Source organism: Pseudomonas sp. Sample_14, assembly GCF_004307515.1.
GTDB classification, from domain to species: domain Bacteria; phylum Pseudomonadota; class Gammaproteobacteria; order Pseudomonadales; family Pseudomonadaceae; genus Aquipseudomonas; species Aquipseudomonas atacamensis.
Genome location: NZ_RCOC01000001.1, coordinates 61,000 through 69,090 on the forward strand (window position 1 = coordinate 61,000; position 8,091 = coordinate 69,090).

Below are 8,091 nucleotides of genomic sequence, written 5' to 3' on the forward strand. Positions count from 1 at the left end.
GTTAAATGCAACCACATTCAATAGCCGATCCATCAGGAACCACATGGCCCGACAACAAACATTGGCGCAGAGCGAATGCCCGGTGGCCCGAACCCTCGAAGCCATTGGCGATCGCTGGGCCTTGATGATCATTCGCGATGCGTTCGACGACGTGCGCCGTTTCAGCGAATTCCAGAAACGTCTGGGCCTGGCCAAGAACATCCTCACGGTCAAACTGAAAATGCTCGTCGAGCTCGGCGTGTTGCAGATTCAGCCCGCGTCGGACGGCAGTGCCTACAAGGAATACGTGCTCACCGACATGGGCCGCGCGGTGTTCCCCATCGTCGTCAGCCTGCGGCAGTGGGGCGAGCGCTTCCTGTTCGCGGAAGGCGAGGAGCACTCGATTCTGCTCGACAACGAACGGGCCGAGCCCGTTGAGACTCTCGTCGTGCGCTCCAAGGCGGGCGCGGTGCTGGCCCCGGCGGACTGTCACCGAAAAGTGGTGACGCGCCGGCAATGAAGCCGGGCAGATAGCCGTGGCGTGTATTCACAGCCGCGCCATCTCCATGGCATGAAAAGTCGAGTCGGCAACCGCCGGGTTTTTGATCTAGGCTGTTTTCGATCCTCGATCAGCAGCGGTACGCCGTTGCCATATTTCCAGCAACGCGACTACCGGAGTGCCTGATGAGCCTTTCACCTTTCCACCTCGCCATCCCGGTCTACGATCTTGCCGCTTGCCGGCGTTTTTACGGTGAAGTGTTCGGCCTGGAGGAGGGGCGGTCCAGCGCGCAATGGGTCGACTTCAACTTCTACGGCCACCAACTGGTGATCCACGAACAGCCGAAAACGGCTGCCCAAGAAAGCGTTAATAGCAACCCGGTAGACGGTCACGACGTACCGGTCCCGCACTTCGGCATCATTTTGCAGTGGGAGCAATGGGAGGCACTGGCCGAGCGACTGAAGTCATTCGGCACGCAATTCGTGATCGAGCCCTACATTCGATTCAAGGGTCAGGTCGGCGAGCAGGCTACCATGTTTCTACTCGATCCCTGCGGCAATGCGCTGGAATTCAAGGCGTTCAAAGACATGAGTCAGGTGTTTGCCAAATGATCACAGCGTAGTGATCTGGCCGTTGCGATCGCGCTCATAAACCTTGTTGGCCTGCAGCTTTTCCTTCAGCCAGCGCTCGGCCGTGCCTAAGGGGCGTTGGCGTGCCCATAACAGGTCGACGCCGATTTGCCAGTCGGTATGCGGGTACGCCGACAGCTGCAACTCGACCAGTTCGCCATTGCCCAGTTCACGCTGGATCAGTTGGCGCGGCAGGCTCGCCCAGCCGAGGCCGGCGCGGACCATTTCCAGCAGGGCCAGATAGCTTTCCGCTTGCCACAGCTGAGTCGAACGCAGGTATTCACTGCTCGGCAGCTTGCTGGCGTGCGCACTGAACGCCAAGCGCCGGTGCACGTGCAAATCGTCGAACGTGACGTTGTCCAGTTGCGCCAGCGGATGATCGGGATGGCAGACGTGCAGCATGATCAGTTTGCCCAGTTGCTGGAACGCCAGTTCCCGGGGATAGCCCGGCTGCGAAAACGCCACGCCCAGCACCGCCTCGCCGCTGCTGACCAGTTCGCTGACGTCTCCGTAGACCGGGTGACGAATGATCAGATCGACAAACGGGAAGGCCTGCTCGAACGCTTGCAGCACCGGCATGATCGGGCCGTATGGCGTTTCAATCGCCAGGGTCAGGCTCGGTTCGACGCTATCGGAAAGGCAATCGGCGTGGGCCTCGAAGGTCATGCAGCGTTCCAGTACCGCCTCTGCCTGCACCAGCAATTTGTGCCCGCTGGCGGTGAGGGCAGGGCTGCGGTTGCTGCGGTCGAACAGCTCTACGCCAAGGTCGGTTTCCAGATTGGCAATAGCCGCGCTGATGGTCGACTGCGTCTTGCCCAGCTTGCGCCCGGCGGCGGAGAACGAGCCGCTTTTCACCACCTGGACGAACATCAGCAACTGATCGAGTGAGAAGCGCACGCGGTGTACTCCGGGTTTGAGCGAGACGGCGATTGTGCCGCGTCTTTGCCATCGAAAAAAGCGATGGTTGCCAATTTGTTTCATCGTTAAAAACATTCAAGGATGACCCCGCGTCTTCGAACGCCGGGGCCGATTCTTTCTGTGCATCTGTCCCTGAGCGCCCGCGATTACAACCAACGCTGCCCCTTCAGGAGCTTGTGCCATGACTACACAACGCGTTCACCCGGTCGATGAGGTGTTGCCCCTGCGACAGCTGGTCACCTTCGGCCTGCAGCATGTTCTGGTGATGTATGCGGGAGCGGTGGCGGTGCCGCTGATTCTCGGCAGTGCGATGGGGCTGACGTCGGCTCAGGTGGTTTTACTGATCAACGCCAACCTGCTGACGTCCGGTGTGGCGACGTTTATTCAGACCCTCGGCTTCTGGAAGTTCGGCGCGCGGTTACCGTTGATTCAGGGCTGCTCGTTCATTGCGCTGGCGCCGATGATCATGATCGGCAAGGAGTTCGGCCTCAGCCAGATCTTTGGGGCGGTGATCGCCGCCGGCTTCCTGACCATCGCACTGGCGCCTGTGTTCAGCCGCTTGCTGCGATTCTTTCCGCCCGTGGTGATTGGCAGCCTGATCACCATCATCGGTATTTCACTGATGCCGGCGGCGGCAATCTGGCTGGGTGGTGGCAATCCCGATTCGCCTGACTTCGGTCGCCCGGGCAATCTGCTGCTGGGTCTGGCCACGGTCAGTGTGACGCTGGTGATTTATGCGAAATTCAGCGGTTTCATCGGCAACCTCAGCGTGCTCATCGGCTTGTTTGTCGGCAGCCTGATCGCTGCCGCCTGCGGCATGACGCACTTCAATCGGGTCAGCGAGGCGGCGTGGTTCGAGTTGAGCGCGCCAATGGCGTTCGGTCCGCCGGAATTTTCTCTGGTACCGATTCTGATCATGACCCTGGCGATGCTGGTGATCATGGCCGAGACCACTGGCAACTGCCTGGCCATCGGCAAACTGGTCGGCAAACCGACTACGCAGCAGACCCTCGGCAACGCCTTCCGCGCCGACGGCTTGTCGACCATGCTCGGTGGTCTGTTCAACAGTTTTCCCTACAACGCCTTCACGCAAAACACCGGCCTTATTGCGCTTTCGAGCATCAAGAGCCGCTTCGTCGTCGCCGCCGCTGGCGCGATCATGGTGTTGATGGGCTTGTTCCCCAAGCTCGGCGCGCTGATTGCGGCGGTGCCGACGCCGGTGCTGGGCGGCTGCGCGATCGTCATGTTCGGCATGACCACGGTGGCGGGCATTCAGGAATTGTCACGGGTGCAGTTCGAAGGCACACGCAACGCCATCATTGTTGCGGTGTCGGTCAGCGTCGGCGTCTTGCCAATGTCGTTTCCGGCCCTGTTCGAACACGTCGGCCCGACGCTGAAACTGGTGCTCGATAGCGGCATTTTTCTCGGTGCGATCACCGCCATTCTGCTCAACGTATTACTCAACAAACAAAAACTATCGACCGACGCCGTCGGCGCTTCCACGGCCGAACTGGCCGACTGACTTTTGTTTTTTTCCACTGCCCAGGAGTTACCCATGAATCAATTCACTCAGCTTGTCCCGGCCGGCGTCAGCGATCTGGACCTGGCATTGCTGCGCCAGACCATCGCCCTGTCGCAGGCGTCGAAACAACGTGGCCGGCACCCGTTTGCGGCGCTGGTGGCGGACCGCGACGGCAAGGTCATTGCCGAAGCGGGCAACAATTCGATGCCGCCGGAGGGTGATCCCACCCAGCATGCCGAGCTGGTCGCGGTCGCTGCGGCGGCGAAGCGGTTGTCACCCACGGAGCTGGAGGCGTGCACGCTGTACACCAGCGCCGAACCTTGCTGCATGTGCGCGGGCGCGGTGTATTGGACCGGAGTCGGGCGAGTGGTGTATGCGTTGTCGGAACATGCTTTGCTCGGGCTGACCGGCGATCATCCGGAGAACCCGACGTTCTCGTTGCCGTGTCGCGAAGTGTTTGCCAGAGGGCAGCGCACGGTGAGCGTTTTCGGGCCAATGCTGGAGGCAGAGGCAGCTGAGCCGCATAAAGGGTTCTGGTCTTAGTTGATATGGATCGTTCCCACGCTCCTGCGTGGGGACGCACCCGCTGACGCTCTGCATCACTTTTACTTTGCCGGGATGACATCCACACATTCCCCAGCGGAATGCCCCCCATGAAATCATTGGATTTTTCTTCTCCACGCTCACCGCGTAGCGTGTCGCCAAGACAAGGAGAATCGCCATGACCCAACCCGCCACTGACGCCGCCGGCAAATTCGACACCTCCCGCGCCAATGAATATGCCCGGCAAAGCCGCATTGCCTTGGCTGGCTACGATGCCTGTCACGACCTGTCGGCCTGCATGCTCGCCGCCAGCCTTGGGCAGTCGCGTCCGGCAAACGTGCTGGTGGTGGGCGCGGGGGGCACCGCGCAGGAAATCATCGCCATGGCCGCGCTGGAGCCGGATTGGCACTTCACTGCGGTCGATCCTTCCGGGCCGATGCTCGATGCTGCGACCGAACATCTGCGCGCCAATGATCTATTGCACAGAGTCCAGATACATCTCGGTCATGTCGAAGACTTGCCGGCCGACGCATCTTTCGACGCCGCCACCCTGATCGGTGTACTCCATCACCTGGGCGGTGATGAGGCCAAGCAACAGATACTGCGCTCCATTCAGGCCCGCCTCAAACCCGGCGCGCCATTGATCGTGGCCGGCAATCATTACGCTTACGCCAGTCAGCCGTTGCTGCTGCAAGCCTGGAGCCAGCGCTGGCGACAGCAGGGCGCAACCGCTGACGAGGTGCAGGCGAAACTCGGGAAGATTTTGCAGGGCGCTGATCCGCCGCACTCGGAGGCGGCGGTTCAGGCACTGCTGCAGGACGCCGGATTCGGCGATGCAACACGGTTTTTCAGCAGTCTGTTCTGGGGCGCCTGGCTGACGTGCAAGCTCAGCCAAGCGACCCGATTTGCCTAAGCCTCCGTCCAGTCCAGCGCAGCCGTCTCGCGCCACTTCACCTCCGTAATCCCATAACGCTCGGCCTGGGGTTTGGAAACCACTTTCAACGGTGGTTTACCCGGTTTCGGAATCGGCGCAATACCGGCGTCACAGCTCGCCCAATGCCAAGCGTCGGCGTTGCGCATACTCTTGGCGCGGATGACGAATGATTTTGGCTGGTCGTGATGTTTGTATTCGATGACGAAAATATCGGTGCTACGCATGAGTTCCTCCTTACGCTCATACGTAAATGATTTTGTCCGACAAGAAAAATTCAAAGGATTTTCTGGCCGGATGATCAGCGTCACTCAGCGCTCTAAAACGCGGTTCTTCATGAAGCCGCGCAGGTTCATCAGGAACAGGCAGAGCTGCAGAACGATCAGCGCGTAAGCCCCGGCATGGACGCCCCAGATCACCCACAGCAAATTGCTCAGACTGAAACAAACGAAACCGCTCATGCGCCGTTGCGGTCGTTGCGAACCGATCAGCCACGCGGCCAGAACGGTGACCAGCATCGCCGGCCATTGCACCCAATCCAGATATGCCAACACCCTTTCCTCTGCACAGATTTGCTTGATGCAGAAAGGGTACACAGCAACCGAAGGATGGTCACCGCCCGCACGGCTCTGCGTAGCAATGGCGGTGAAAAAGGTTTCGCCCGGCAGAAGCCGGGCGAAGATTTCAGGCGCGCAATCAGTAATCCCAAATCGCAGGTATCCAACGGAAAGCAGCACCATTGATCGCGACCCTACCCACCGAAGGGAAGGCCAGATGCGTGGCGACGAACAGCTCGCCGCTGGCGGCGGCTTCCTTGAGCATGCGCACGCGCACTTCCACCGATTTGGCCGGATCGTGTTCGAAACCGTTGTGCCAGTCGGGGTGATCGAACGCCACCGGGAACAATGCGTCACCGGCAAAGGTCAGGCGCTCGCCACCGGAGTTGACGTAGACCACGCAGTGCCCTGGCGTATGACCACCGGTGAGTTTTGCAACTACGCCAGGTGCAACCTGACATTCGTCTTCGAAGATGTGCAACTTGCTTTCATAGTGGTCGATGAACGCGTTGGCGGTGCTGCGCAGGACGTCTGGTACTGGTGCGGGCATGTCGGTGCTGGTGAAGTCTGGCGTGGACCAGAAATTCACTTCGGCCGCGGTGACGTGGATGCGCACGTCGTGACGCAGACGGCTCTTCACCGAGTCGACCAGCAGGCCGCCGATATGGTCCATGTGCATGTGCGTGATGACGATATCAGTGATGTCGGCGAGATCCACCCCGGCAGCGGCCAGGCGCTTGGGGAACTGCCCGGCACGCGGGAAACCGGGGAATTGGCCACCGAGGCCGGCGTCGACGAGGATGACTTGTTCGCCGCTACGCACCACCAGCACGTTGAGCGCCCAGTCAAAGGCGTCAGGGCCCAGATACATTTCCTTGAACCAGGCGGCACGGTCGGCGGGGTCGGCATTGGTTGACATGGTCTGGGTCGGCAACGGCAACACGCCGTCGCTGATCACCATCACGTCAATGTCGCCCAGGCGCAGGGCGTAGCGCGACGGCACCAGTTCTTCGCTTTGGGTTTGCAGGGCCACCGCGCGGTTGGCGGTGAAGGAATCCAGATGCAGGGTCATGGTGTTCTCCTTGTTTTCAGGGCTAAAGCGGAGGGTGAAATCAGGCTACAGGGATCAGCGGATCGGCGGCCGCGAGGGCAGCGCGACGATCGGCGGCGGGCGGGTAGATCCACACCGTGTTGATCTGCGTCTTCAGCTCTTTGGCTTCGGCCTTCACCAGTTTCAGCTGACGATCCCAGCCTTCCGTGTACACCGCGCCCCAGGCGCCCAGATCCAGGCAAGTCACGTACTTGGGCTGGCGATACATTGTCGGAGCGACGCCGAGGAGATCGGCGGCGGCGTTGTTGCCGGCGTAGCGACCCAGGCTGATCGCGTGCTGGCAAGACATCGCGGCATAGTTGCCGAGGTCGTCTGTGGCGGCGCGAGCGACATCACCAGCGGCAAAGACGTGATCGATTCCGTGCACCTTGAGGTTGCCATCGACGTGCAGGCGGCCCTGGCCATCGCGTTCGGCGTCGAGTTGTTCGGTGAGCGGGCTGGCGCGGAAACCTACGGTCCAGATCACGGTCTGGCTTTCGATGTGGCGGCCATCGGCGAGGGTGACGCCATTGGCATCCACAGCGGCAACGCTGGCATCGACGATCCATTCGATACCCAGGTCATTTGACGCCTCGATGATCGACGGGCGAATGCCATCACCCATGGTCGCGGCGATGTCCTTGCTGCGATCGACAATGATCACGCGCAGGTCTTGATCCTCACCGATGATCGCACGCAGGCGCGCCGGCATTTCCGTCGCAGTTTCAATCCCGGTGAAACCGCCACCGGCGACCACCACGGTGTTGCGCGCAACACTGGGCGGTTGGTTGCCGAGGGCGATGAGATGGCGTTCCAGACGCGCCGAGGATTCGATCTGATCGACATCGAACGCATGCTCCTTGAGGCCAGGCACCGGAGGCCGAGCGAGCTGGCTGCCGCTGGCGAGAACCAGCCGATCGTAGGCCAGTTCACCCGGACGCCCGGCCTCGTCGCGGTAACCGATTCGGCGCGCCCGGGCGTCGATGCTTTCAGCGGTGCCTTTGACGAAGCGCACACCCACCGCATCGAACAGCGCGTCGAGCGGCGCGTACATGCTGTGCACGTCCGGCTCGTAGAAGCGCGGGCGAATACGCAATTCGGCTTGCGGGGCGAGCAGCGTGATCTCGACATCCTGACGGGCATGCATATCCAGCAAACGCGCAGCGCTCAGCGCACTCCACAGCCCGCCGAACCCTGCACCGATCACCAATAATTGCTGTTTCATAATGTGCTCCCTGACGCTGATGGATGGATGACACCCGAGTCCGATGCGGACTCTGGCGTGACGATCACTGGCCGCCGTAACTGCTCGCCGTACTGCCTGGCGCTCAATCGCCCGCTGTGTAGAGCCATGCTAGGGCGGGGAGACTGCGAGCGCAGTTGTCCATCGGTGTGCGTGGGCTACGCATGGGTGGAAGGGGGG

The 8,091-nt window shown here is 61.0% G+C and carries 10 protein-coding genes; 5 read left to right on the forward strand and 5 right to left on the reverse strand.

The genetic code is table 11. From position 1 onward, the window contains the following. Nucleotides 1–43: 43 nt before the first annotated feature. Nucleotides 44–499 (forward strand): helix-turn-helix domain-containing protein, encoded by a 456-nt coding sequence (locus D8U61_RS00315; protein ID WP_110599075.1) that lies wholly within the window; start codon nt 44–46, stop codon nt 497–499. Between the two features lie 164 nt (nt 500–663). Then, nucleotides 664–1,089: a VOC family protein gene (locus D8U61_RS00320; protein ID WP_125926064.1), complete on the forward strand. Its 426-nt coding sequence runs from the start codon at nt 664–666 to the stop codon at nt 1,087–1,089. On the opposite strand, the gene D8U61_RS00325 is transcribed toward D8U61_RS00320, so the two are convergent. Further along, the gene (locus D8U61_RS00325; RefSeq protein WP_130926232.1) at nt 1,090–2,004 is read right to left on the reverse strand and encodes a LysR family transcriptional regulator; all 915 of its coding nucleotides are present in this window, start codon (nt 2,002–2,004) and stop codon (nt 1,090–1,092) included. It abuts the gene before it with no gap. 202 nt (nt 2,005–2,206) lie between these two features. Here D8U61_RS00325 and D8U61_RS00330 point away from each other — a divergent pair, with 202 nt between their 5' ends. The 3 genes from D8U61_RS00330 (at nt 2,207) to D8U61_RS00340 (ending at nt 5,003) form a co-directional block, all read left to right on the forward strand. Further along, the gene (locus D8U61_RS00330; RefSeq protein WP_130926233.1) at nt 2,207–3,547 is read left to right on the forward strand and encodes a nucleobase:cation symporter-2 family protein; all 1,341 of its coding nucleotides are present in this window, start codon (nt 2,207–2,209) and stop codon (nt 3,545–3,547) included. 33 nt (nt 3,548–3,580) lie between these two features. After that, nucleotides 3,581–4,090 (forward strand): nucleoside deaminase, encoded by a 510-nt coding sequence (locus tag D8U61_RS00335; RefSeq protein WP_016774265.1) that lies wholly within the window; start codon nt 3,581–3,583, stop codon nt 4,088–4,090. A gap of 178 nt (nt 4,091–4,268) precedes the next feature. After that, nucleotides 4,269–5,003 carry a class I SAM-dependent methyltransferase gene (locus D8U61_RS00340; protein WP_130888626.1) on the forward strand — a complete coding sequence of 245 codons (735 nt, stop codon included), beginning with the start codon at nt 4,269–4,271 and terminating at the stop codon, nt 5,001–5,003. Here the strand turns inward: D8U61_RS00340 and D8U61_RS00345 are convergent. The 4 genes from D8U61_RS00345 to D8U61_RS00360 form a co-directional block, all read right to left on the reverse strand. After that, on the reverse strand, nt 5,000–5,248 hold the full coding sequence (locus D8U61_RS00345; protein ID WP_041480580.1) for a DUF6555 family protein: 249 nt from the start codon (nt 5,246–5,248) through the stop codon (nt 5,000–5,002). The genes D8U61_RS00340 and D8U61_RS00345 overlap by 4 nt on opposite strands. Nucleotides 5,249–5,332: 84 nt before the next feature. Beyond that, complete coding sequence (locus D8U61_RS00350) at nt 5,333–5,572, reverse strand: hypothetical protein (protein ID WP_016774268.1); 240 nt, start codon at nt 5,570–5,572, stop codon at nt 5,333–5,335. Between the two features lie 145 nt (nt 5,573–5,717). Beyond that, nucleotides 5,718–6,650, reverse strand: a complete 933-nt coding sequence (locus D8U61_RS00355) for an MBL fold metallo-hydrolase (RefSeq protein ID WP_016774269.1) — start codon at nt 6,648–6,650, stop codon at nt 5,718–5,720. A gap of 40 nt (nt 6,651–6,690) precedes the next feature. Then, complete coding sequence (locus D8U61_RS00360; RefSeq protein WP_130903288.1) at nt 6,691–7,893, reverse strand: NAD(P)/FAD-dependent oxidoreductase; 1,203 nt, start codon at nt 7,891–7,893, stop codon at nt 6,691–6,693. Nucleotides 7,894–8,091 lie beyond the last annotated feature (198 nt).

Excerpts from the sequence above, each read along its gene's own strand:
- D8U61_RS00360 (WP_130903288.1), bottom strand. The coding sequence starts at position 7,893 with ATGAAACAGCAATTATTGGTGATCGGTGCAGGGTTCGGCGGGCTGTGG.
- D8U61_RS00320 (WP_125926064.1), top strand. The coding sequence starts at position 664 with ATGAGCCTTTCACCTTTCCACCTCGCCATCCCGGTCTACGATCTTGCC.
- D8U61_RS00345 (WP_041480580.1), bottom strand. The coding sequence starts at position 5,248 with ATGCGTAGCACCGATATTTTCGTCATCGAATACAAACATCACGACCAG.
- D8U61_RS00355 (WP_016774269.1), bottom strand. The coding sequence starts at position 6,650 with ATGACCCTGCATCTGGATTCCTTCACCGCCAACCGCGCGGTGGCCCTG.
- D8U61_RS00340 (WP_130888626.1), top strand. The coding sequence starts at position 4,269 with ATGACCCAACCCGCCACTGACGCCGCCGGCAAATTCGACACCTCCCGC.
- D8U61_RS00330 (WP_130926233.1), top strand. The coding sequence starts at position 2,207 with ATGACTACACAACGCGTTCACCCGGTCGATGAGGTGTTGCCCCTGCGA.
- D8U61_RS00335 (WP_016774265.1), top strand. The coding sequence starts at position 3,581 with ATGAATCAATTCACTCAGCTTGTCCCGGCCGGCGTCAGCGATCTGGAC.
- D8U61_RS00315 (WP_110599075.1), top strand. The coding sequence starts at position 44 with ATGGCCCGACAACAAACATTGGCGCAGAGCGAATGCCCGGTGGCCCGA.